The organism is Bradyrhizobium sp. CCBAU 21365 (assembly GCF_015291305.1).
GTDB lineage: Bacteria > Pseudomonadota > Alphaproteobacteria > Rhizobiales > Xanthobacteraceae > Bradyrhizobium > Bradyrhizobium elkanii.
This window is the reverse complement of sequence record NZ_CP030036.1, coordinates 8,136,664-8,159,301: the sequence shown is the minus strand read 5'-3', so window position 1 is coordinate 8,159,301 and position 22,638 is coordinate 8,136,664. Positions and strand designations below refer to the sequence as shown.

At 65.0% G+C, this 22,638-nt stretch carries 19 protein-coding genes; 11 read left to right on the top strand and 8 right to left on the bottom strand.

Features of this window, described 5'->3' with window-relative positions; translation table 11 throughout:
- Positions 1 to 848: 848 nt before the first annotated feature.
- Positions 849 to 2,078, bottom strand: a complete 1,230-nt coding sequence (locus XI02_RS38490) for a tetratricopeptide repeat protein (RefSeq protein ID WP_194483491.1) — start codon at positions 2,076 to 2,078, stop codon at positions 849 to 851.
- Between the two features lie 348 nt (positions 2,079 to 2,426).
- On the opposite strand from XI02_RS38490, the gene XI02_RS38485 reads away from it, so the two are divergent.
- The 4 genes from XI02_RS38485 to XI02_RS38470 all read left to right on the top strand — a co-directional run bounded on the left by XI02_RS38485 (position 2,427) and on the right by XI02_RS38470 (position 6,734).
- Positions 2,427 to 3,596, top strand: a complete 1,170-nt coding sequence (locus tag XI02_RS38485) for a lipopolysaccharide assembly protein LapB (RefSeq protein ID WP_194483282.1) — start codon at positions 2,427 to 2,429, stop codon at positions 3,594 to 3,596.
- A gap of 245 nt (positions 3,597 to 3,841) precedes the next feature.
- Positions 3,842 to 5,014, top strand: a complete 1,173-nt coding sequence (locus tag XI02_RS38480) for an ABC transporter ATP-binding protein (RefSeq protein ID WP_172649042.1) — start codon at positions 3,842 to 3,844, stop codon at positions 5,012 to 5,014.
- A complete protein-coding gene (locus XI02_RS38475; RefSeq protein ID WP_172646781.1) occupies positions 5,011 to 5,925 on the top strand; it encodes an ABC transporter permease in 915 nt (304 codons plus the stop codon). The genes XI02_RS38480 and XI02_RS38475 overlap by 4 nt, the downstream gene beginning before the upstream one ends.
- The gene (locus XI02_RS38470) at positions 5,925 to 6,734 is read left to right on the top strand and encodes an ABC transporter permease (protein WP_172646782.1); all 810 of its coding nucleotides are present in this window, start codon (positions 5,925 to 5,927) and stop codon (positions 6,732 to 6,734) included. Before XI02_RS38475 ends, XI02_RS38470 begins: the two co-directional genes overlap by 1 nt.
- A gap of 6 nt (positions 6,735 to 6,740) precedes the next feature.
- Here the strand turns inward: XI02_RS38470 and XI02_RS38465 are convergent, their stop codons facing one another.
- The 4 genes from XI02_RS38465 to XI02_RS38450 all read right to left on the bottom strand — a co-directional run bounded on the left by XI02_RS38465 (position 6,741) and on the right by XI02_RS38450 (position 12,190).
- Positions 6,741 to 7,592: a carbohydrate ABC transporter permease gene (locus XI02_RS38465; RefSeq protein ID WP_016843362.1), complete on the bottom strand. Its 852-nt coding sequence runs from the start codon at positions 7,590 to 7,592 to the stop codon at positions 6,741 to 6,743.
- Positions 7,589 to 8,458: a carbohydrate ABC transporter permease gene (locus tag XI02_RS38460; protein WP_026191797.1), complete on the bottom strand. Its 870-nt coding sequence runs from the start codon at positions 8,456 to 8,458 to the stop codon at positions 7,589 to 7,591. Before XI02_RS38460 ends, XI02_RS38465 begins: the two co-directional genes overlap by 4 nt.
- A gap of 221 nt (positions 8,459 to 8,679) precedes the next feature.
- The gene (locus tag XI02_RS38455) at positions 8,680 to 10,065 is read right to left on the bottom strand and encodes an ABC transporter substrate-binding protein (protein WP_172646783.1); all 1,386 of its coding nucleotides are present in this window, start codon (positions 10,063 to 10,065) and stop codon (positions 8,680 to 8,682) included.
- Positions 10,066 to 10,225: 160 nt separating this feature from the next.
- The gene (locus XI02_RS38450) at positions 10,226 to 12,190 is read right to left on the bottom strand and encodes an AsmA family protein (RefSeq protein ID WP_069280107.1); all 1,965 of its coding nucleotides are present in this window, start codon (positions 12,188 to 12,190) and stop codon (positions 10,226 to 10,228) included.
- A gap of 245 nt (positions 12,191 to 12,435) precedes the next feature.
- Here XI02_RS38450 and XI02_RS38445 point away from each other — a divergent pair, with 245 nt between their 5' ends.
- From XI02_RS38445 to XI02_RS38415, 7 genes are all read left to right on the top strand, one after another.
- On the top strand, positions 12,436 to 13,143 hold the full coding sequence (locus tag XI02_RS38445) for a CoA transferase subunit A (protein WP_028336014.1): 708 nt from the start codon (positions 12,436 to 12,438) through the stop codon (positions 13,141 to 13,143).
- A gap of 24 nt (positions 13,144 to 13,167) precedes the next feature.
- Positions 13,168 to 13,818, top strand: coding sequence for a 3-oxoacid CoA-transferase subunit B (locus XI02_RS38440; protein ID WP_018268725.1), 651 nt, complete (start codon positions 13,168 to 13,170; stop codon positions 13,816 to 13,818).
- Between the two features lies 1 nt (position 13,819).
- On the top strand, positions 13,820 to 14,464 hold the full coding sequence (locus XI02_RS38435) for a GNAT family N-acetyltransferase (protein ID WP_172646785.1): 645 nt from the start codon (positions 13,820 to 13,822) through the stop codon (positions 14,462 to 14,464).
- Positions 14,465 to 14,665: 201 nt separating this feature from the next.
- Entirely contained in the window at positions 14,666 to 15,700 is a 1,035-nt protein-coding gene (locus XI02_RS38430; protein WP_172646394.1) for an IS110 family transposase, read from the top strand.
- Between the two features lie 497 nt (positions 15,701 to 16,197).
- Entirely contained in the window at positions 16,198 to 17,205 is a 1,008-nt protein-coding gene (locus XI02_RS38425) for a GlxA family transcriptional regulator (protein WP_172646786.1), read from the top strand.
- 102 nt (positions 17,206 to 17,307) lie between these two features.
- The gene (locus XI02_RS38420) at positions 17,308 to 17,835 is read left to right on the top strand and encodes a tautomerase family protein (protein WP_172646787.1); all 528 of its coding nucleotides are present in this window, start codon (positions 17,308 to 17,310) and stop codon (positions 17,833 to 17,835) included.
- A 13-nt stretch (positions 17,836 to 17,848) separates the two neighbouring features.
- Complete coding sequence (locus XI02_RS38415) at positions 17,849 to 18,832, top strand: carbon-nitrogen hydrolase family protein (protein WP_172646788.1); 984 nt, start codon at positions 17,849 to 17,851, stop codon at positions 18,830 to 18,832.
- 59 nt (positions 18,833 to 18,891) lie between these two features.
- On the opposite strand, the gene XI02_RS38410 is transcribed toward XI02_RS38415, so the two are convergent.
- The 3 genes from XI02_RS38410 to XI02_RS38400 form a co-directional block, all read right to left on the bottom strand.
- Positions 18,892 to 20,259, bottom strand: coding sequence for an MFS transporter (locus XI02_RS38410; RefSeq protein ID WP_172646789.1), 1,368 nt, complete (start codon positions 20,257 to 20,259; stop codon positions 18,892 to 18,894).
- 180 nt (positions 20,260 to 20,439) lie between these two features.
- A complete protein-coding gene (locus XI02_RS38405; RefSeq protein WP_016842317.1) occupies positions 20,440 to 21,969 on the bottom strand; it encodes an aldehyde dehydrogenase in 1,530 nt (509 codons plus the stop codon).
- Positions 21,966 to 22,619, bottom strand: coding sequence for a GntR family transcriptional regulator (locus XI02_RS38400; protein ID WP_075969134.1), 654 nt, complete (start codon positions 22,617 to 22,619; stop codon positions 21,966 to 21,968). The genes XI02_RS38405 and XI02_RS38400 overlap by 4 nt, the downstream gene beginning before the upstream one ends.
- Positions 22,620 to 22,638 lie beyond the last annotated feature (19 nt).

The window sequence follows — 22,638 nt, the reverse complement described above, 5'->3', positions numbered from 1 at the left end:
CTTATCGGCCGGTCGCACCGGACCGGCCAAAAACTTGTATGTTGGCACCCAAGCTGAGTTCCATGTTTCCAGCGTTGACCCGCAGAGGAAGCATTCAAAGCTGCTGATCTCTCGAGCCGGAGCGATGGACTCGGTGCGGCTGTAAACAGCTCCGCAGCGGCAGGTTCGATTGTGCGACTCCATCCGCTCTTATGGGCCTCAAAATCAAAACAGGCCATCTGGTAAATCAAACCAGGCCACTGGGGAAGAAACAAGCCAGCATCACCATTTCCAATGAGAACGTATAGTGAAATTGGAATAGATGAGGAACGCAAGCCGCGCCGCTAGCGGCCCCAGCAACCTTGGGGGCCTTGGAAGGCTGGCTGCTGGGGCCATCTACCGGCCCGCGCGGTGGCGTGCGTGTTCGGGCCAGTCGCGGGTATGGAGACCTCGTCACTCAGCGTGGCGCCGTCTTTTCGTCGGAAGCGCCATCGGTCTCGGGCTGCTTCTCCTCGCAATGCAAGCGAGACATGCGGCCCGCGCTTTCCCTTTGGATGGAAGGTCAGGGGCTTATGGCACGTCGCGCAGGTGGGCCATTTCGGCAGCTTCGTCATGGTCGTAGAATTGCGGAAGGCCTCGGCGCGCGTTTGATCTTGATCAAGGTTTCCACGCGAAACGCCCGGTGAGCAGGTGCCCGACCGATGGAAAATACCCGTTAAGCTTCCTCTTTCGGGGGAAGGAGAAGAGTTTCCGGCCGGCACGACTGCGCAGCCCGGATGGAGCCAACGAGTCGCGCGAATGCGTGCCCGATGACAGGCGCCGCGAAATCCGGGAACAGGCGACGACACAGTCACCAACCGCAGCAGCTTCTATTGCCGGGCCGCCTCCAGCGACCAGGCGAGGTCACGCCGCGACGGACGGCGATGCAGCCGCTCCGAGATCAGACTCGCTGCCTGCCGGCCCTGGCCGGCGCGCAGGCATGCGACGATGAAGGTGTCTTCCCACAATTCGCGTTGCGCATGGCTGCCGCCGATCCGCACCAGCTCGGGCATCAGCGGCGCAAGGATGCGCACGGCGTCGTGGTGATCGCCGGCGGCGAACGCCGCGATCCCGCGGCCGAGCCCGATCGCCGCCGGGCCGGGCGCCAGCCTGCCGTCGGCGTCGCGCGCGGCCATCTCGACCAGCCGCGCCTCGAGCGCGTCGTTGTTCGTCGTGGCTGCGACCAGCGCGTGGTGCACGTCGGCGAAATGCGCGCCGGCCTTCGGGAAGTAGCCGTCGCCATAGGCGGCGACATCCTTCCAGTGCTGCTCGAGGCCGGCCTTGCCGGCAACCGTCAGCCGCCACAGCAGCGAGGCCGTGTCGGTGAAGATATTGAGCGGCGGATAGGGCCGGCCCGCCGGCTTGATGTGCTGCTCGTAAATCTCGAGCGCGCTGTCGGCGTCGCCCTCCTCGATCGCGATCAAAGCGAGGTGCCAGGCGAGATGGCCCTGCAGGAAGCTGGTGCGATCATTCGCCGGCAGCCAGGCGGAGAGGAAGCTGCGGCCTTCCGCCGCGTCGCCCTGTTCGAACAGCGCATGCGCGACGGCGTGTGCGGCACCGGCGTTCTCCGGCTTCGCCGCATAGCCGCGCTCGGTGATGGCACGGCCGGACACGACATCGCCGGCCTCGGTCTTCGACCAGCCGAGATAGGTGAGGAACCACCAATCGTCGCCATAGTCCCTGACGTACCGTTCGCAGATCGCCAGCCGCGCGGCGTCATGATCGGGCCGGCCGGAGAACGCATAGAGGCCGAAGGCGCCGAGCAACAGCGACAGCACCTGCGCATCGCGCGGATATTCGGCAAGATGCTGTTCGGCCGATGTCATCGCCTTCTTGCCCTGACCTTCGATCACGGACGCCATGATCTCGATGTGCTGGCGCTCGCGTGGGGTCGCGGCCGCAGCCAGCTGCCGTGCATCGGCTGCCTTGGCGCGGGCCTTGGCGCCTTCCATGTTGAGCTGGTGCACGCGGGCACGACCGATATGGGCCAACGCGAAATCGGGGTCCTCGGCGATCGCCGCCTCGAACGCCGCATCGGCGCCGTGCAGCGCCGCCAGCATGCGATCGACGCCATCGACATAATAGGCGGCGGCGCGGTCCGAATTGGTGGTCAGTTGCAGGCCGTAGCGGTCGTGAATCATCGGTTGTCCTCCCGAATTCGGCTGCGAAGTCTAGGGCATGCACTCATAAAGGCAACGAGCCACTTCGGGGCTTACGTCTGCTTAGCCCTCAACAGCATCGCAAGACCGACAGCGCCGGAGGTGCGAGTTGGGCCATGAACCGTCGACAAACACTTTTCCTGGCAGCGACTCGTCCGTGCATACGCCACAAGCTCCATCCAGACCCTAGCATCGTCAGTGTGCACCGGATAAATTGACCACAACCTTCCCTTACAAATGGGAGTCGCCGTGCGCTTGATCTTGCTGGTGGTTTTCCTTGCCGCGACGTCGCCGGCGCTCGGCAGGTGGGTGGGCGTGGAAGAGGAGCGGATCCCGGTCGCCAGGCTTATCGATAACCTAGAGAAGATCGCCAAGGACGATCCTACCAGCGTCGAGGCGTTGCTGAACCTTGGTCGTGCGCATGGCATGGCTTACGCTCAGAAGTCTGACCCGCTGACGGTACCGAAGGCCTACCATGGCATTCAGCCACCGGCCGTTCCTTTCGGTACCGTCATGACTGCCGCTGACTCCACTTTGAGTACCGCCTCCCAGGCGCACCTAGAAGCCGCGTTGAAAGCGTACAAGCAGGCATTGGAACTGGACAAGGATAGCCTTGTCATCCGGCTCGGCCTCGCCTGGTTGACCGAGCAGGCCGGCAGGAAAGACGATGCGGTGAAGCAGTATCGAACGATCGCAACCGACGCCTGGGAGAAGGAAAAGAGCCTGACAGTCCGTGGATTCGGCGGGCGGACTCTGACCGGCGAAGTCGTCTCTTACCTCGTCCCGCTTCTCGACGCCGAGAAGGATAAGCGCGAGATCGAGACGCTGAAGAACCACGCGGCCGCGATGGGAAAGCTACCGTACCCAATCACTCCCATCGCTGTACCGCTGGCCGATGGGCTCACTATCACCGACCTCGAAGCACCCGACGCGCGGGTCACGTTCGACGTGGACGGCAGCGGGTTGAGCCGCGAATGGAGCTGGATTACCCCCAAAGCTGCCTGGCTTGTTAGCGACTTGAAGCTTGATGGCAAAATTAGCAGCGGCCGGCAATTGTTCGGCAACATCACGTTTTGGATGTTTTGGAACAACGGATATGCACCGCTGGCCGCACTCGATGACGACCGCGATGGCATTTTGACCGGGCAAGAACTGGCCGGCCTCGCCCTGTGGCGCGATGTCAATGGCAATGGCGTGGTAGATCCCGGAGAGGTCAAGCCGGTTTCGGCTTACGGTATCGTCGCCATATCGTACAACTGGCAGACGTTGAACAAGGGCCCGGACAAGGTCGCCTTCAGCCCGAACGGCGTGGTGTTCCAGGATGGAAAAACGCGCCCCAGCTTCGATCTAGTCTTGAAAGCGCAGCTTGGCTCCCAAGCCACGTTTCGTGCGCCAAATGCGTCGGGGAACAGCCCCTAAGTTGCTTGAAGGACGTTGGTCCACTTGACGCGCACCGGTATGCTGAGCCTTTGAGCGCAGCGTTTCCGAGTTGCTGACAAAGAGATCGCGAACGTGATCGCTACGGTTGAGCACGTGCTTTTGAGTCCACGCCCAGCAGAGGCGCGGAAGCCGACAATATTGCGGGAGATGTCCGTGAGGCGGTTGAGCCGGTGGCGATCCACCGCTAGCTTGCCGCCAGAATCGGACCTTACGGGGAATCGGGGCTGACGGACGTGACATCGGGCGAAGCGAGTGCGGAGGCGGCAAGGCCGTTGCCTGAACCGGCCGTCTCGGACATGCCGCTGCTGCGGATCGAGGGTGTCGCCAAGTCGTTCGGCAATTTTCGCGCGGTCGACAAGCTCTCGCTCGATATCCGCGCCGGCGAATTCTTCGCGCTGCTCGGCCCGAGCGGCTGCGGCAAGACCACGCTGCTGCGCATGCTCGCGGGCTTCGAGACGCCGGACGAGGGCCGCATCCTGCTCGGCGGCAGCGACATCGCGCAGGTGCTGCCGCATGAGCGGCCCGTCAACATGATGTTCCAGAACTACGCGCTGTTCCCGCATCTGTCGGTGCGCGACAACATCGCCTTCGGGCTGAAGCGCGCCGGCATGGCGCGCGGCGACATCGCGGGTCGCGTGGCCGAGATGGTGGCCCTGGTCAAGCTCGAGGGAATGGAGAAGCGCAAGCCCGACCAGCTCTCCGGCGGACAGCGGCAGCGCGTCGCACTGGCGCGCTCGCTGGCGCGGCGCCCGCAGGTGCTGCTGCTCGACGAGCCGCTCGCCGCGCTCGACAAGAAGCTGCGCGAGAGCACGCAGGCCGAATTGATGGAGCTGCAGCGCCGTCTCGGCATGACCTTCATCATCGTCACCCACGATCAGGAGGAGGCGATGACGATGGCCGGCCGCATCGGCGTGATGGATGCCGGCCGTCTGGTCCAGGTCGCAACCCCGCGCAATCTCTACGAGGCGCCGGCCTCGCGCTGGATCGCCGAGTTCGTCGGCGACATCAATCTGTTCAACGGCGAGGTCACGTCCCGCGAGAACGGGCGCCTGACGGTCGCGACCGCTGATGCGGGCACGCTCGCGGTCAGCGAGCTGTGGCCGCCGGTGACCAGGCAGGTCGTTGCCGTCGCGATCCGCCCCGAGAAGGTGAAGCTGTCGCGCCGCGCGCCGGCAACGGAAGGAGGCGCGTCGCAGGCGATCAACCGGCTGGAGGGCGTCGTCACCGACGTCAACTATCTCGGCGGCGTGACGAGCTACCGGGTGAAGCTGGAGACCGGCGCGGTGGTGCGCTCGTCGATGGCCAACACCGCGCGGCTCGATGTCGATGCCTATCTCGCCGGCCAGCGCGTGGTGGCTTGGTTCACCGCCGACGATTGCCTGGTGCTCGAGCAATGAGCGCGCGCCGCATCTTCGCCCGGCCGGCGCGGCTCGCCGCGATCGCGCCCTATCTGTGGATGGTGCTGTTCTTCCTGGTGCCGTTCGGCTTCGTGCTGAAGATCAGCCTGTCGCAGACCGCGATCGCGCAGCCGCCCTATACGCCGGTGTTCGATTTCACCGAGGGCCGCGCGGCGCTTGCCGCGGCGTTCGCGCAACTGTCGTTCGACAATTTCCGCCTGTTGCTGCAGGACAATCTGTACATCCTGTCCTATCTGCGCAGCCTCGTCGTCGCGGTGACCTCGACCTTGATCCTGCTGCTGATCGGTTACCCCATCGCCTATGGCATGGCGCGGCTGCCGCAGCGCTGGCAGGGCGTGGCGATGATGCTGGTCATCGTGCCGTTCTGGACCTCGTTCCTGATCCGGATCTATGCCTGGATCAACATCCTGCAGCATGACGGCCTGCTCAACCAGATCCTGCTGGCGCTGCACATTGTCTCGACGCCGGTGGTCTGGCTGTCGACCGACAGCGCGATGTATCTCGGCATCGTCTATTCCTATCTGCCGTTCATGATCCTGCCGCTCTATGCGACGCTCTCGAAGCAGGATGCCTCGCTGCTGGAGGCCGCGGGCGATCTCGGCGCCTCGCCGCTGCAGGCGTTTTGGCTGGTGACGTTTCCGCTGTCGCTGCCCGGCGTCGGCGCCGGCGCGCTGCTTTGCTTCATCCCGATTGTCGGCGAGTTCGTGATCCCCGATCTGCTCGCCGGGTCCAACTCGTTGATGATCGGGCAGACGCTGTGGCTCGAGTTCTTCACCAACAAGGACTGGCCGGTCGCGTCCGCCGCGGCGGTCGCGTTGCTGCTGCTGCTGGTGCCGCCGCTCGTGCTCTACGACCGCCTGCAACGCCGTCAACTCGAGGCGGACCGCTGATGGCACGCACCGGGCTTACACGCTTCAACATGACCTCGCTGGCGCTCGGGCTGGCGTTCCTCTACCTGCCGATCGTCATCCTCGTGATCTACTCGTTCAACGCCTCGCGGCTGGTGACGGTGTGGGGCGGCTGGTCGCTGCGCTGGTACCGCGAGTTCTTTGGCGATCGCGCCATGCTGGAGGCGGCGTGGATGAGCCTGTCGGTCGCCGCGGTGTCGGCCACGCTGGCGACGCTGCTGGGCACGCTGGCGGCGATCGGGCTGGCGCGCGGCGAGCGGTTCCGGGGGCGGGCGCTGTTCTCCGGCATGCTGTATTCGCCGCTTGTCATGCCCGAGGTGATCTCCGGCCTGTCGCTGCTCTTGCTGTTCGTGGCGCTGAGCGCCGAGCGCGGGTTCTGGACGGTGACGATCGCCCACACCACGCTGACGATGTGCTTCGTCACGGTCGTGGTGCAGTCGCGCCTCTCCACGCTCGACCGCAGCCTGGAGGAGGCCGCGATGGACCTCGGCTGCGATCCGGTGCGGGCGTTCCTCCTGGTGACGCTGCCGCTGATCGTGCCGGCGATCGTCGCCGGCTGGATGCTGGCCTTCACGCTGTCGCTCGACGACGTCGTGATCGCGAGCTTCACCACCGGCCCGGGTTCGGCGACGCTGCCGATCCGGATCTATTCCGAGGTCCGGCTCGGCGTGAAACCCGAGATCAACGCGATCTGCACGCTGGTGATCGCGCTGATCGCCGTGATCATCGTGATCGCCTCGTTCGCCTCGAAACTGTCGAGCGCGCGCGGCGAGAGCGCCGCGCCGCTATGAAGCCCGTCACGACTTGACGGCGCCTGCCGTCAGCCCGCCAACCATGTAGCGCTTGAAGGCGTAATAGACTGCGGCCGGCGGCAGCGCGTAGATGAAGCCGGTGGTCATCAACAGCTCCCATGGCGAATCGTCGGCGGCGAGGAAGTTGCCGAGCGCGACCGGCAGCGTGATGTCGGTGTCCTTCGACAGCAGCAGGAACGCGTAGAGATATTCGTTCCACGCGAGCAGGATCGCATAGGTGCCGACCGCGACCAGCGAGGGCATCATCAGCGGCACATAGACCAGGCGGAACAGCTGAAGCGTGGTGGCGCCGTCCATCGTCGCGGCTTCATCCAGCTCGACCGGCAGCTTGTCGGAGGCCTGCTTCAGGACCCAGATCGCGTAGGGCGCGGCGATCGTCACCATCGCGAGAATCAGCGACCAGTGATTGTTGAGCAGGCCGTAATTGCCCATGGTGCGGTACATCGGCACGGCGAGGAACGCGGCCGGGATGAAATAGGTGAACAGCGCCATGTTCATGACGGCGCGGCCGCCCGGCACGCGCAGCCGCGAGATCGAGAACGCGGCGGCGGTGGCGACGAACAGGGTCAGCGCGCCGACCGCGAGCGCAATCACGGTCGAATTCCAGAACTGGATCCAGAAGTCGCGCAGGAAGTAGTGCTGCTGGTTGAACACGATCTCGAAATTGTGCAGCGTCGGATGCGTCGGCCACAGCTTGCCGGAGAACGCGTCCTCCTTCGGCGAGATCGCGAACACGAACATGTGGTAGATCGGGATCATGGTCCAGATGAAGACCGGGATGCCGATCAGGAGCAGCTTGGCTTCGGTGCCGACTTCGCGGAGGGTGGGCAGCTTCATCGCGACAACCGTTTCATCATGAAATAGACCAGCGGCAGCACGAACGGCATCGCGCAGACGATCGAGGCCATTGCCAGCGAGAGCTGGTCGAGGCGCAGATAGCGGATGCCGAGGGTCGACAGCACGTGGGTGAGGTCGGCGGGGCCGCCGCCGGTGAGCAAATAGACGCTGTTGAAGTCGCCGAGCGTCCAGATCATCGAGAGCAGCGTGCAGGTGACGTAGAGCGTCTGCATCGACGGCCAGGTGATGTAGCGGAATTTCTGCCACCAATTGGCGCCGTCGACGTCGGAGGCCTCGTACAGGTCGTGCGAGATCGCGAGCCGTCCGGTCAGCAGGATCAGCGTCCAGAACGGCAGCGACTTCCAGATGTGCACGCCGATCGCCATCGCTAGCGCGACCGAGGGATCGTTCAGCCAGTTCGGGCCGTCGTCGCCGGTGAACTTGAAGATCAACTGGTTGACCACGCCCCATTCCGGGTTGAGCATGAAGCGAACCGACAGGATGGTCGGGATCGAGGGCACCGCCCAGGGCAGGATGAAGATGACAGACAGCCACCTGATCCAGGGCCGCTGCTGGGCGAAGAAGCCGGACAGGAACAATGCGATCAGCATCTTGATGTTGATGCCGATGACCAGGAAGATCAGCGTGTTGATCGCCGCGCGCGCGAAGATCGGGTCGTGATAGAGCGCGACATAGCTCGCCGGATGGCGCGCCAGCCACAGGCCGTAGCCGACCGGATAGACCACGAAGGCGAGGAAGACGAGCAGATAGGGCGCGAGCAGCACGATGCCCCAGACCTGCGGCGGCGACAGCCGCGCCGACAACGGCGGCGAGGGGACATCGGATGCGGAGAGTGTGATCGCCATTCGGTTACTCTTTGAGCAAGCTACCGCTTGCGCCTACGCCTACCCTGTCGTCCCTGCCTAGTGCGCAGTTGCGCACGGAGCAGGGACCCATAACCACCGGCTTTCGTTATTGCACGAAAGCCGTCGACCAGCATTCTCGAAAACGACCGCCGCGGCGTATGGGTCCCTGCTTTCGCAGGGACGACCAGGGAAATGTGCCGCGGCAGTCGGTCTCGCAACTGCTACCCCGCGACCTGCTTGATGCGGGCGATCAGTTCGTCGACGGCCTTGTCCACCGGCACCTTCTCGCTGACGACGCGGTTCATGGCCTTGGCCCAGACGTTCTCGTTGTTCAGGATGGTGAACTTCCAGTTCTTGGTAAAGTCGAACGGCGCGGTGCCGCCGGTGAACTGATTGTAGACCGCCTTGCGATGCCGGTCAGCCTGCCAGAACGGGCTCGCCTGGCTGGCCTTGGTCACCGGGAACCAGCGGCCGAGCGCGCCCTCGATGTAGGGGCGGACATTGTCTTCCTGTAGCAGGAAGGCGATGAACTGCTTGCCCTCCGCCTTGTTCTTGGCGTTGGCGAAGATCAACCCGGTCTTGACGTCGGAGCGGTAGCGGATCGTCGATCCGTCCGGCGCCTTCGGGAAGGACGCGGTGATGATGTCCTGCTCATAGGCCTGCTTGCCGGCGGCGCGCTGCGCGTCGGTCAGCGCCGGGTTGGTGGAATCCTCGAACCACTTCGCCGCGATCGAGATCGTGAAGTTGTGGGTCATCACGATCGTCTTGTTGTGGAAGGCGACGTTGTTGTCCGGATCCTTCCAGGTCGTCGAGGAGGGCGGCGAGCAGCTCTTGATGTAGGTGTCGGTGTAGTCCTTCAGCGCGTGAATCAACCCGTCGCGCACCTTGGGATCGTCGACCAAGAGCTTGCCGTCGTCATCGACCAGCTTGACGTGATAGGCGTCCATGAAGGTGTAGAACGACTGGAACGAGTCGGTGGATTCCACGCCCATCGGCTGGCCGACGCCGTAGATGCGCTGGCCGGTCGCCTTGCGGACCGCCGGCTGCACCTTGTCGCACCAGAACGACCAGTAATCCTCCCACTTGGTCGGGATGTCGGCGGCCTTGAAGCCGGCCTTCTCGAGCATGTCGCCCCAGATCTGGACGTGCATGCTCTGCTGCTTCAGCGGGAAGCCGTAATAGGCCTTCTTCTTGGCGACGTCATTGTAGAGCAGCGCCGTCTCCAGCGTGTTCGGCGCGAACGCGTCCTTCATCGGCAGCAGGATGTCGGAGAGATCCTCGAGCTTGCCCTCATAGGCCCATTTGCCCTGCGCCTGCACGTCGTAGGAGTCGGAATAGGCGACGTCGGGCACGGTGCCGGAATCGAGCGCGGCGACCGTCTTCGGAATCATGTCCTGGATCGCGTATTGCGACAGTTCGACCTTGATGCCGGTCTTGGCTTCGAATTTCTTGATCGTCTCGAGCAGCGCGTCGTCTTCGGATTTGTAAAATCCCTTGCCCCACCAGACGGTGATCGTCTTGCCCTGGGCCAGAGCGGGTGCAGTTGCGGCGAACAGGCCGACCGCGGCGACCGCAATTGATAGTGCACCGATAACCTTGGATCTCACGTTGTTCTCCCTCATGAGGCCGGCTTTTTAACCGGTTGGAGAAAACACTAGCGCATGCCCGTGACCCGATAAAGATGTCGCGCCGCCGACTTGCGTAGGGGTTTGCGGCGAGCGCGTGGATCGGTCCCGGTGCATTGATGCGCAAAGTGAATGGATTCGATCAGTTCGACTTCGCATTCTCGGCCGACGCCGCCGGTGCGCTGCCGGGCGCGCCTGCCGCGGCATCGGGCGCCGCCGCGGGCCGCGCGGCGCCGCCGGTGAAGCGCTCGATCACCGAGCGCACCGCGTCGCGGGTCTTGCGATCCTTCACCGCATCGAGCAGCGGGGCGGAGGCTGGCGAGCGGCGGATCAGGCTTTCCGGATCGGGGAAGATCAGCGGATCGTCCCACGGCCCCTGGATCACGAAGGGCAGATCGAAACCGTTGCCGCCGGCCGACGCCGAGGTCAGGCTGGCGACGCCCTTGAGATCGTATTCGCGCGACGGCACCGAGGCCGTGCCGGTCAGCGTGATCTTCGCCGTGGGGCTTTCGACATGAATGTCGTCGGCGGTCGCGACGCCGTCGGCGAATTTCACCGAGATGCTGAGATTGTCGTAGGGCGTCGAGCCGGAGCGGAAATTGCCGCCGCCGGACAGCGGCCGCTTCTCCAGCCGCTTCAACAGCTGCTCGACATTGAAGCCCGCGATCGCGCCGTCATGCCCGTTCAGCGTCGCGGTGCCGTCGAGCGACGAGGCGAGCCCGAACGGGCTCGAGCCCGAGGCCGTCAGCGAGACGTTGAGGTTGCCGCGGCCGGACAGCTTGTTGATGCCGAACAATTCGCTGGCGCAGGCCTGCAAATCGACATCGGTGAACTGGAATTGCGCCCTGACGTCGGCGACCGCATCGGAGCGCGCGATCGCGAACGAGCCCTTGGCGATGCCGCCATACATCTGCGCCTCGCCGACGCTGAGCGCCAGCGCGCCGCCGCGCAGATTGGCGCCGAACGCGGTGCGGCCGAGCTTGGACGGGCCGACCGTCACCTTGGCCGCCGACAGGCGCATGTCGAGATCGGTCGACGACAGCGAGGACAGGTCGAACAGCTGCCTGTTCCAGTCGCGCTGGCCGCTGGCCAGCAGGCGGAACGTCGAGATGTAGGGCGTGAAATCGAGATTGCCGGCGGCAAGCGTCGCCTGCAGCGTCTGCCGGCCGTTATTGGCGTAGGTCATCACGCCTTCGGCGACGTTGCCGTCGAGCTCGACATTGACATTGGTGAGCGCGACCGAGCCGCCGACCACATTGGCACGGGCCTTCAGCGCGAAGCGGCCGAAGCCGCCACCGCCGCCGGGCGGGGCCTGTCCCATCCAGCGCAACGCGTTGCGCAGCGACGGGCTGTCCATGGTGGCGACGCCTTCCATCATCAGGCTGGTGCGGTTGGCGACGGTTCCGTCGAAAGCAACCTTCAGCGGCGCGCTGGCGAGCCGCGCCTTCAGGCCGGAGCGGTCGCCCGACAGCAACGCGACGAAGTCGCTGGCGCTGATCGAGCCGTCGACGCGTTCGCCGCGCCAGTCGAACTGGCCGGTTGCGGCAAAGGAGCGCGAGATCGAGGGCCAGGCCAGCGACAGGTCGATATCGCCGAGCTGTTCGGAGATGTTGTTGGTGCCGTCCTGGTAATTCAGCTCGCCGTCCTGGATCCGGATTTCGGAGAACGACACCTGATTCTCGGCGCCGGGCGTCATCGCCTTGGCGATGGTCTCGACGAACGGGGTCCAATTGCTCTCGCCGGCGCCGTCGCGGACCACATGGATATGCGGGCGGAGCATCATGACATCGGCAATCTCGAACCGCCGCAGCAACAGCGGCAGCAGGCGGAGATTGGCGGTCAGCACGTCGACCTGCAGGGCGGGACCGATGGTATCGGCGCCCTTCAGCCCGACATTATGAAAGGAGACGTAGCTGCCCGGAAAAACCGAGACGTCGATCGGGCCGTTGACGACGAGTTCGAGCCCGGTCACGGCGCGAATCTGCGCCTCCACCGCGCGCTGCAGCGCGTCCCGGTTGAGGAACCACGACGTTCCGACCAGCCCGACCAGCGCCAGGCCGAAAAGCGCCGCGATCGGCATCCCCAGGCGCTTAATTCCTTGGGCCATCGTCAATGACATATCCGGGTCGGGTTGAGCTTTGTCGGGTCGTCGTCGAACACAGCGGGCTCTCGCCGGAGGCCCCTGCCAACCCACGCAACTTGAAGGGTTTTCTTGTCGCTTTCAAGGCCATGTTGATTGCCGCAGGCCGCCGCCCGTCGCCGCACCCGGCCGTGATTGACGCACTGCGAAGATTTCGCCTAATAATCCGCTTTGCCACAGCCGTTCCGCGCCCTCCATCAGGTATTCGCTGCATGAACAAAGTTTATCCCGACGCCAAATCGGCACTCGATGGTCTCCTCAAGGACGGCATGATGATCATGTCGGGCGGCTTCGGCCTCTGCGGCATCGCCGAGACCCTGTCGGACGCGATCCGCGAGTCCGGCGTCAAGGGCCTCACCGTCGTCTCCAACAATGCCGGCGTCGACGGCATCGGCCTCAGCCGGCTGCTGGAGACGCGCCAGATCAAGAAGATGATCTCGTCCTATGTCGGCGAGAACAAGCTGTTCGCCCAGCAATATCTCGCCGGCGAGCTCGAGCTCGAGTTCAACCCGCAGGGCACGCTGGCCGAGCGCATCCGCGCCGGCGGCGCCGGAATCCCGGCCTTCTACACCAAGACCGGCGTCGGTACGCTGATCGCCGAGGGCAAGGAAGTGAAGGAATTCGACGGCGAGAAGTACATCATGGAGCGCGGCCTGTTCGCCGACGTCGCCATCGTCCACGCTTGGAAGGGCGACACCGCCGGGAACCTCGTCTACCGCAAGACCGCGCGCAACTTTAACCCGATGATGGCCACCGCGGCGAAGGTCACCGTCGCCGAGGTCGAGCACCTGGTGCCGGCCGGCGAGATCGATCCGGACCACATCCACACCCCCGGCATCTTCGTCAAACGCATCATCGAGGTCGGGACCGGCAAGAAGCGGATCGAGTTCCGCAACACCCGTCCGCGGCCCGCCGCCTAAAACCCAATTCTTCAGGAGAGCCTCATGGCCTGGACCCGTGAACAGATGGCCGCCCGCGCCGCCAAGGAGCTGCGCGACGGCTATTACGTCAATCTCGGCATCGGCATTCCGACGCTGGTCTCGAACTACATTCCCGACGGCATCGACGTCAGCCTGCAGAGCGAGAACGGCATGCTCGGCATGGGCCCGTTCCCCTATGAGGACGAGGTCGACGCCGACCTGATCAACGCCGGCAAGCAGACCGTGAGCGAGCTGCCCTCGACCAGCTATTTCTCCTCGGCCGATTCCTTCGGCATGGTGCGCGGCGGCCATATCGATCTGTCGATCCTCGGCGCCATGCAGGTGGCGCAGAACGGCGACCTCGCCAACTGGATGATCCCCGGCAAGATGGTGAAGGGCATGGGCGGCGCCATGGACCTCGTCGCCGGCGTCAAGCGCGTCGTGGTGGTGATGGAGCATTCCGCCAAGGACGGCCCGAAGCTGCTCAAGCAGTGCAACCTGCCGCTGACCGGCGAGCGCGTGGTCGACATGGTCGTCACCGACCTTGCGGTGTTCACCATCGACAAGCACGGCAAGGACGGCATGGCGCTGATCGAGCTTGCCGACGGCGTCACGCTCGATGAGGTCAAGGCCAAGACCGAGGCCGAATTCCGCGTCGCGCTGAAGAATACCTGAGATGATCGGCGCGGGACGATCCTCGATCCGTCCCGCACGACCCGACGACGCCGGCTTCATCGCCCGCACCGTCCTGGCCGCGCAGCGCGGCCCATTGCCGCGCGGCTGGTTCGACATCGCGCTCGACCGGGGCGAGGCGGAATGCCTGGCGTTCATGACGCGGCTTGCCGTGGCGCGGGTGCGATCATGGTATCACGTCGCCCATTTCCTGATCGCTGAAGTCGATGGTGTGCCGGCCGCCGCACTGTGCGCGATGCCGGCATCCGGAACCGTCGTCGCGGCACGTGCGGCGATCGAGGAAATCGCAGCAGAGACCGGCATGGATGCCGATGCCATCGTCGCGCGCGGCGGCTATGCCCGTAACTGCTGGGTGCAGGGCGGCGAGGGCGACTGGCTGATCGAGCATGTCGCCCGACAAGCGTCGCGTCGCAGCGGCGGTCTGGTGCAGGACTTGATCCGCCGCGCACTCGCCGACGGCAAGGCGGCGGGTTACGCGCGGGCATCGATCTCGTTCCTGATCGGCAACGACGCCGCCGAACGCTGCTACGCCAAGGCCGGATTCGCCTTCGCCGAAGAGAAACGCGACGCCGCCTTCGAAGCGATGACCGGCGCGCCGGGCTTTCGCAGATTTGTGCGGGCGATGTGAACAGGCGGTACGCGGCCAGATACTCCGCTGTCGTCCCTGCGAAAGCAGGGACCCATACGCCGCGGCTTGTGGTGTGAACGGGACTCGTCGTTTCAGCGTCGCGCAATGATCAGCATTGATGGTTGATGGGGTGGACGGCCCCCTACGGCATCAGTTGTGCCAGAATGAGGTTGTTGCAAATCTCAGACAAGGGAGCCGTCCGTGAGAGAGATTATCCGCATCGGTATGGATACGTCGAAGCATATTTTTGTGCTGCATGGGGTTGATGCAGCCGAGCAGGTTGTGTTGCGCAAGAAGCTGTCGCGGAAGCAGGTGCTGGACTTCTTCGCCAAGTTGCCGCCGACGGTGATCGGGATGGAGGCCTGCGGAGGCTCGCAGCATTGGGCGCGAGAGCTTGGCAAGCTCGGCCATGAGGTCAAGCTGATGGCCCCGCAACTGGTGAAGCCCTACGTGATGCGGAACAAGAACGACGGGCGGGATGCGGAAGGGCTGTGTGAAGCGATGGGCCGGCCGAGCATGCGCTTTGTGCCGGTCAAGACGGCCGAGCAACAGGCCGCGCTGATGCTGACGGGTATCCGCGATGGATTGATCGCCCGGCGCACCCAGCTTGGCAATACGATCCGTGGCCATGCGGCGGAGTTCGGCCTGATCGCAGCCAAAGGGGTCGACAAGGTCGAGCCGCTGCTGGCGCGGATTGCGCAGGACGAGACGCTTCCCGCCCTGGCGCGCGAGTTGTTTGTCGTGCTGGGCCGCGAGTACACCAGGCTTGAGGGCGAGCTTGGGGAGATCGAAGCCAAGCTGATGGCCTGGCACCGATCCGATGCCACGGGTCGGCGTCTGGCGCAGATCCCCTCGATCGGTCCAATCATTGCGACGATGCTGGTGATGAAGACGCCGGATCCGCTTGCCTTCCGTTCCGGCCGGCACTTTGCGGCTTGGCTCGGCCTCACACCTCAAGACCATTCCACCGGCGGCAAGACCAGGCTCGGCAAGATTACGCGGGCGGGCGACGAGGACTTGCGACGGCTGCTGGTGATCGGGGCCACGGCGGTGATCCAGCAGGCCAGGCGCGGGCGCGGTCATCACTCGCGCTGGCTGCTGGCACTGATCCAGCGCAAGCCGCCGAAGCTTGCGGCCGTGGCGCTCGCCAACAAGGTGGCCCGCATCGCCTGGAAGCTGATGGCAACAGGTGAGAGCTACGATGTGGCACGGATGAATCCCATTCCGGCCACCTAACAGATTGGCCGGCCGGCGGGCTCGCTCGCCGGTCGACCCGGAGCTGCAGGAGCAGATGGAGCGATCGATCGAGCAACGATGCGAGACAATCCGTGGGACCCATCGGCCGTCAACAGGTCGCCTGGTTGTTTGGAACTCGCATCGCGCAACCCATCTTGGCCAGCGATCGACCCGATCGCACTCAACAGGCCGGACATATGGATGCAAGCGATCCGATCTCACCAAAAAGCTCTTGTGCCACGGGGGCCGTCCACATATGGGTCCCGGCCCCCCGTGCGCAATTGCGCACTAGGCCGGGACGACAGCGAATGTGTGGTGCGGTCTGTGAGTCGTACGCCCGCATTCTCGCGACATGGTTTGTCCGAGCGACAGGTTTTTGCCGAATTGCCCGTCGGGCAGTCACACGGCGCGTCACATTCGGCGCGCGCTGTCGCCGGCTTGTCCGGTCGCCCATGCAATGGCAGAATTGCACCATATTGTGCAAAATCGGACACGCCATGCCACTCATCCGGATCTGGGTCTATGACGGCATCCTCGCTTCGGGTGTGGCGGGGATTGTCGACGTGTTTACCGCCGCCAATTCGGTGATGGCGCGGCGGCCCCGGCGTCACAGCGTCAAGCCGTCACAACTGCGGTGGCGCGTCGAGTCCTTGAGTGGCCGGCCGGTCCAGACGGCGTCCGGCCAGGTCATCGGCGTCGATGGACCGATCGGCGCGCGGTCTACGGCAGACGCCGTGGTGATTCCGGGACCGTTCGTCGGCGATATCGAGCGCTTCTTCGCGCGGCTCGATACCGTCGCGCCGCTGCTCGCGGCGCTGCGGCGGCAGCATGAGCGCGGCACCCTGCTTGCGTCCTATTGCACCGGCAGCTTCATCCTCGCCGAGGCCGGGCTGCTCGACGGCAGGGTTGCGACCACCCACTGGGCCAAGGGGCGGACATTCGCGATGCGCTATCCGGCGGTGGATCTGCGCGTCGCCGAGATACTCACCGAGCAGAACCGCATTGTCTGCTCGGGCGCGGTGACCACCTCGCTCAATCTCGCGCTTCGGCTGGTCGAGAAATTCGCCGGTGCCGATGTCGCCGCGGAGACCGGCAAGCTGATGCTGATCGACAGCAATCGCGCCTCGCAGGCACCCTATGCCAGCCGCGCGCGCGACACACAGCACTCCGACGCGCTGGTGGCGCGGGCGCAGAGCATGATGGAGAAGTCGTTGCAGCAGGGCTTCAGTCTCGCCAGGCTGGCCCGCGACCTTGCGGTCAGCGAGCGGACGTTGAACCGCCGCTTCAAGCTGGCGGTCGGCGAGGCGCCCTTGCAATATCTGCAAGCGCTGCGGGTGGACGTGGCCAAGCGCCTGATCGAAACCACGCGGCTGAAGCTCGACGCGGTCAGTGCGCGCGTCGGCTACGACGATCTGTCGACCTTCCGCCGGCTGTTCAAGCGCGAAACCGGGCTCTCGCCCCGCGAATACCAGCGCCGGTTCGTGCGCAGGGCCGCCGCGAGCTGAGAACGCCGTGTCCGAATTTGCCCCGAGAATGGCGATACTGCCACTGCTGCCGGGAGCACGCCGCGCATAGACCTCGTCCTGTCAACAACAGGAGGTCTCTCAATGCCGATGATCGACGTGACAATTCCCGAAGGAGCCCTGAAGCCGGAAGCGGAAGCGCGGCTCATCAAGGAACTCGGCGATATCCTGATCGGCCACGAGGGGTTCGATCCGGCGAACAAGGTTGCGCAAGGCGTCACCGTTGTCTTCCTGCATCGGCCGGCCGCCGTCTACGTGGCGGGCGCGCCATCGCCGTCGCCACGCTATCGCATCGTCCCGACGGTGCCCGAGGGGCAGTACACCGAAGCCTCGCGCGCGGCCTTGGTGAAGGACGTCACCGATGCCGTGGTGCGCGCCGCCGGCGGTTCGTTCGACGATGTGACGCCGCAGGTCTGGGTGTTTCCGACCGAGATCCCCGACGGCCAGTGGGGCAGCCGTGGCGTCATTCGTCCGCTGCCGGACATCCAGGCCTTCATCGCCGGCGAGCACGAGCGCAAGGTCGGCGAGGCGCGTCTGGCGCGACGGCGGCGCGTCAAGGCGCTGGAGTTGCTTGCGGGCGCGCTCGATGCCGCCCGTAAGGGCGTCGATTGACGCGGGCACAGCCATGACATCCGACACGCATTTCAGGCTCGCGGCGGTCCAGGCCACGGCGGTGCCATTCGATCGCGACGCCTCGGTGGAGAAGGCCTGCCGCCTGATCGGCGAGGCCGGCGCCATGGGCGCGACGATCGCCGCCTTCGGCGAGACCTGGCTGCCCGGCTATCCCTTCTTCTGTCACGCGCCGACCGGGCCGAACACGTTTCGCGCGATGGCCGAATATCTCGACAACGCGGTCGAGATTCCCTCGCCCGCGACCGATCGGCTCTGCGCCGCCGCCGAGGCTGCCGGCATCGATGTCGTGATCGGCGTCGCCGAACGTGATGCCGTGACCAAGGGCACGGTCTACTGCACGCTGCTGTTCATCGGCCGCGAGGGACGGCTGCTCGGCCGCCATCGCAAGCTGAAGCCCACCTTCAACGAGCGCTCGGTGTGGGCCGATGGTGACGCGGCGGGGCTGCGCGTGCATGAACGGCCCTATGGCCGGATCAGCGGCCTCAATTGCTGGGAGCACAACACCATGCTGCCCGGCTATGCGCTGGCCGCGCAGGGAACGCAGATCCACGTCGCGGCGTGGCCGGGGCGGGAGCCCGTGGTGGCGCCACCGTCGCCGACGCCGCTGTGGCCGCGGCAGTTGTTGCTGTCGCGCGCGTTCGCCTCGCAGGCCGGCTGCTACGTCATCGCGGTCGGCGGCATGCGCTCGCACGAAATCACGCCGGAACGCTACCGCGAGCTCTCGACGATCGAGTACAGCGGTGACAGCGTCATCATCGATCCGCGCGGCGAGGTCATCGCAGGTCCGGCGCAGGGCGAGACCATCCTGATCGCGGACGGCTCGCGGGAGGCCGTGCTCGCCGCCAAGGCGCTGTGCGATATCGGCGGCCATTATTCGCGCCCCGACCTGCTGCGGTTGATCGTCGATCGCAATCCGCAGGAGCGGGTCATCGACTGCGGCTTCGCCGGGCGAGTCACGCCGGAGATGTGGGAGTGACGCGAACGGCGCGGGTATCCCGCGCCGTCAAAGCTTGTCGCGAGAAAGGTCGCTCCGCCTCACGACGCTTCCTGCGGAATTGCGGATGGTGATTCCTCGCCTTTGAGCTCCTCGAGGCTGCGGTGCCGCGGCTCGATGCCGAGCGCCCATACGGTGATGATCTGCACGATGAGCAGTCCGATCATCAGGGCCATCACGCCGGCGACGCCGCGCGCTTCGAACAGCATCACGACCAGGAATGGTGTCACGATGGTGGCACCTCGACCGAGTGTGTTGACTATGCCGGATGCCCGCAGCCGCACCTCGGTCGGGAACAGTTCGGGAATATAGATGCCGAACAACAGCGCGACCAAGACATAGATCGGCACGGTCAGCGCGAAGCCGACGGCCGGCAGCAGGAACGGATCCGAGATCATCGGATAGATGACGCCGAGGATGATCGAGATCAGCGATGCGCCGATGATCGTAGGCTTGCGGCCCCAGCGGTCGGCGGTCAGGGCGCCGATCGCCGAGCCGATCGGCGCGCCAAGCGCCATCAGCAGCGAGTAGCCGAACGAAGTCGCGACGGACAGGCCCTGCTTGATGAAGAACACCGGCAGCCAGGTCACGAAGCCGTAGAGTAGCGTATTGATGGTAATCAGGCATACCGCGCCGACGATCATGCGGGAGAGCAGCGGCGCGGTGAACAGCGTGGCGAGATCGGGCGACACCGGTGCCGGCGTTGCAGCCGCGGGGGCCGGCAAGGGCTGCCCCTGGGAAGCTTCCTTCTCGATCGCCTGCATCAGCGCCTCGGCCTCGGCGGTGCGTCCCACCGCCTCCAGCCAGCGCGGCGACTCCGGCAGCGACTTGCGCAGGTACCAGACGATCAAGGCACCGACGCCGCCCAGCACGAACATCGCGCGCCAGCCGAATTGCGGGACGACGACCGATGCGACCAGCAGCGCGATGGGCAGGCCGGTCACGACGCAGACGGCGGTGAAGCCGAGCCACTTGCCGCGGCTCCGGGCCGGCACGAACTCGGTCATCGTGGAATAGCCGACAACATTTTCGGCGCCGAGACCGACGCCCATCACGAAACGGCAGGCAATCAGAAAGGCCATGTTTGGCGCAAACGCCGCCGCCAGGGACGCGATGCCGAACAGCAGCAGATTGAACTGGTAGGTGAAGCGCCGTCCGTACCGGTCGCCGAGGAAGCCGGTGCCGAAAGATCCGAGCATCATGCCGACGAAGGTTGCGGAGATGAACGCGGCGTTTTGGGCGAGCGTCGAGAACCCGGTTTTCAGCGTCACGCCGAGCACTGTGCCGGCGATATAGATGTCGAAACCGTCGAAGAACATTCCGATTCCGATCAGGATCATGATCCGGCGATGGAATGGTCCGATCGGTAGCCGATCGAGGCGGCCCCCGGCATTGACCGATGTCGACATATGCGCTCTCCCCTTGACTGTTTCCTCGGTGATGCGGCCCGCCATCTATGGGCGGTTTGCCGCTTTGCTCGACTGCGGCTAGAGCGTTTTCGAGCGAAGTGGATACCGGTTCGCGTGAAGAAAACGCGTCAAAACAAGAATCTAGAGCCCCGTTCCGATTCCATCGGAACGGGAAAAGCTCTAGTTCAGCCGGCGCTGGCTGGCCGTGTCGCGGTACCAATCGAACGGCTGTTCGTGGGTCGCGACCATCACGCTCTTGGTGTTGAAATGGTCGTCGAAGCTCTCGGTGCCGCATTCCCGGCCGATGCCGGAATCGTCAACGCCGCCCCAGGGCGAGGCCGGATCGAGCCGGTGGTGATCGTTGATCCAGACGATCCCGGCCTTGACCGCGGCGGCCACGCGATGCGCGCGCGCGACGTCGCGGGTGCGAATGGCGGCGGCGAGGCCAAAGGGCGAGTCGTTGGCGAGCCGGAGTGCGTCGGCCTCGTCCTTGAATGGGGTCACCGAGGTGAAGGGACCGAATACCTCCTCCTGGAAGATCCGCATGTCGGATTTGACGTCGGCGAACACGGTGGGTTCGACGAAATAACCGTTGTCGTGGCCCGCGACCTTTGCGGCCACGCCGCCGGTGAGCAGCCGCGCGCCATCTTCATGACCGTAGCGCGCATAGCTGAGAACGCGGTCGCGCTGGCGCGCCGAGATCACCGGCCCAAGCTGTGTGTTCGGATCGAACGGATCGCCAATGCGGATTGTGCGGGTCTTGGCCTGCAGCTTTTCGACGAATTCGTCGTAGATCGAGGCCTGCACGATATGGCGCGACGCGCAAACGCAGGTTTGGCCGGCGCCGATGAAGGCGCCGAACGCGGCATAGTTGACGGCGCGGTCGACGTCGAAATCGTCGAATATCATCACCGGCGTCTTGCCGCCGAGCTCCATGGTCTGGTGCGCGAACACCTTCGCCGCGGCGCTGCCCGCGATGCGGCCCGCTTCGGTGCCGCCGGTCAGCACAAGCTTGTTGATGTCGCCATGCTCGGCGAGCATCTTGCCGGCGCTCTGGCCGAGGCCGAGCACGATGTTGAAGACGCCGGGAGGCAGTCCGGCCTCGCTGAAGATCTGGGCGAGCTTCAGTGTCGTCAGCGGCGTGTATTCCGACGGCTTGACCACGGTGACGCACCCGGTCGCCAGCACGACGGCAAGCGACTTGCACAAGATCATGAGCGGGTGATTGAAGGGCGTGCAGTTGGCGACGATTCCGATCGGCGTGCGCAGGGTGTAGTTCAGATATGCGCCTTCGACCGGAATGACGGAATCACGGCGCGACAGCGCGAGTCCGGCGAAGTAGCGGAAGAAATCCGGCAGGCGCGACAGCTGCGCGCGCGTCTCGTTGACCGGGCGTCCGTTGTTCAACGTCTCCAGCCGGTACAGCGTGTCGAGATTGGCTTCGAACGCGTCGGCGAGCCTGTTGACGAGCCTGGCGCGCGCCCTCGTGTCCATCCCGCCCCACGCCTTGCCTTCGAATGCAGCGCGAGCGCTCTTCATCGCACGGTCGATATCCGCGGCGGTCGAATTCGGAATCCGGGCGATGACGTCGCCGGTCGCGGGATTGCGCACGTCGAGCATCTCGCCGTCTCCGGCCTCGACCTCGCGTCCGTCGATGAAGTTGCCGTGGATCTCGACGTCGATCGTCGCGGGCTTCGACGGAATGTTCATGATGACCTCTCTTCGACGATGACGGCGTTGCGCTTGAGTGCCGGCAGCACGCGCTTTTCGGTCGCCGCGATGTGAGCCTTGATGATGCGGGCCGCGGTGCGTGCCTCGCGCTGCTGCATGGCGTCGATCAATGCGACATGCTCGGCCACGAGCTTCGCCGGGTCGTGGCCCTTTAGATTGGAGACGCTGACGCGCACCAGCCGATCGGCCTGGCCGATCAGGTCGCAGAGCGTGGTCGCCATGCGGCGGTTGCCCGATGCGTGCGCCAGCGCCGAGTGGAAGCCGCGATTGTAGGTGATGAAGTCTTCATGGCTGCCGGAGAAGCGGCGGAATTCATCGAGTGATTTCAGGATGCTGTCGGGCGCGCTCTCGATTGCTTCGGCGACGCAGGCCGGCTCGAGCGCAAGGCGGAAGCGCAGCAGATCGCGCGCGTCGGACAGCGAGATCGGATTGACCCGGTAACCCTGACGGGGCTGCACCGTCACGAGGTGCTCGCGCTCGAGCCGCAGCAGGGCGTCCCGGACCGGCTGGCGGCTGACGGCGTAACGCTCGGCCAGATCCTGCTCTCGTATTTCATCACCGGGAGCTAACTGACATGATAAAATATCAGATCGCAGGTTTTCGTAGATATTCTCGCGGAGAAGTATCATTTCATTGGGTCTCCTGCCC